Raw genomic sequence first — 1,212 nt, 5'->3', positions numbered from 1 at the left:
TGTTGTACGGCGGTAATAATTTAGCCAGTATGGCGGCTTTTCGTTCAGGTGAAATACGTTTCATGTGTCACTCCGCGCCCTCAGGTTTATTTTTCAGAGGGGGTGACAACTATCCTGACACTGAGGGCCCTTTTGACGGAGGTAATTTAGTTTCCTATTTAGAGGCATTAGCCCAGGAAAATGGCAGTGAGCAATATGTCGAATATTTAGTGGCTAGGATACGCACAATGCTTGCTGATACGAGAATGAAACCTATAACCAATGACTCAGAGCACCGAGTTGACTTAGCCAATTGGTTAGAAACTTATATTGGAAAGGATGGAACCGGCGATGATGATAGCTGTGTTTCAATTATTGATCTTTCTTTAGTACCAACAGAAATTACTCATCTTGTGACAGCTGTTATTTCAAGGATTGTGTTTGAATCATTGCAACGTTATAGGCGGCTATATAATAAATCTTTACCTACGGTACTTGTCGCTGAAGAAGCACATACATTTATTAAACGGTATCGTGATGACTCTGAAAATCAGGATGTCGCAGCCGTTTGCTGCCAAGTGTTTGAGAAAATCGCACGAGAAGGCAGAAAGTTTGGTCTTGGTATGGTGATTTCCTCACAACGACCATCAGAGTTATCACCTACGGTTTTGTCTCAATGTAATACTTTTCTTTTGCATCGAATTAGTAACGACAAAGATCAGGAGCAAGTTCATAAAATGGTACCTGATAATTTGCGAGGATTACTCCGTGAACTACCTTCATTACCATCCCAACATGCAATACTGATGGGCTGGGCATCTGAACTTCCTGTCCTAGTTAAAATGAAAAATTTGACGAAAGAGCAGCAACCTCATTCTGATGACCCTGACTTCTGGGATGTTTGGACAAGAAAGTATGCGGATGGGAAGTTGGTCGAGAGAACTGTCGATTGGGAAGCTGTTGTAAAGGAATGGCAACAAAAGTGATCTGCAGCAGAAAATGAAAGCGGGAGAGCAGATCGGAATTGAAGGAACTTTATGCCATCAATCTACTTGGTGTTGCGTTCCATTGTCCCTCCCCCCATGACGACTGAAGTGGCTGCAAACCGGTAAGTGTCAAGGTAGTTGTCACCCTTTGTTAATTTAGGCAGCCTGTTTTTCCCGCTCAGGATTCAGGGTGACGGTCTCTTTTCTTTGCCAGTTCCGGGTATCTCCGGACCACCGTTCGGGATGG

At 43.5% G+C, this 1,212-nt stretch carries 1 protein-coding gene; it reads left to right on the top strand.

The window, feature by feature from the left end; genetic code table 11:
- The coding region (locus AYY17_RS13815) for an ATP-binding protein (protein ID WP_235845392.1) at positions 1-965 on the top strand (965 nt) is incomplete at its 5' end.
- Positions 966-1,212: the final 247 nt, after the last annotated feature.

This window comes from Morganella psychrotolerans (assembly GCF_001676055.1).
GTDB lineage: Bacteria > Pseudomonadota > Gammaproteobacteria > Enterobacterales > Enterobacteriaceae > Morganella > Morganella psychrotolerans_B.
This window is presented reverse-complemented; position numbering and strand designations above follow the sequence as displayed.